The 252-nt window shown below is 47.6% G+C and carries 1 protein-coding gene; it reads right to left on the bottom strand.

Translation table 11 applies throughout. From position 1 onward, the window contains the following. Positions 1–252 (bottom strand): BCCT family transporter (locus tag R0J88_RS21920; RefSeq protein WP_410901165.1); only part of this gene is annotated, 252 nt, incomplete at both ends.

The raw sequence follows: 252 nt of genomic DNA, 5'->3' as shown, positions 1-252 counted from the left end.
CATACAGCATTAAGCCAATACACAGCACCATATTTAAGTTAGACAAGCGCTTAATGCCTTTATCCAATCCAGACCATGTAGACGCCATATAGGCACAGAACATCACAAATAGAATGACAAACTGCCAAAACCCATTCTCCGGCAAGCCAAATACCGCGTTAAGACCGCCATTCATTTGTAATACGCCAAGCCCTAGCGACGTCGCCACCCCCATCACGGTTGCCACCACGGCAAATACGTCCAACCAAGAGG

The sequence above is a fragment of the Pseudoalteromonas sp. SIMBA_162 genome (assembly GCF_046535955.1).
GTDB classification, from domain to species: Bacteria; Pseudomonadota; Gammaproteobacteria; order Enterobacterales; family Alteromonadaceae; genus Pseudoalteromonas; species Pseudoalteromonas marina.
The sequence above is the reverse complement of the archived record's forward strand: the minus strand, read 5'-3'. Positions and strand labels throughout refer to the sequence as shown.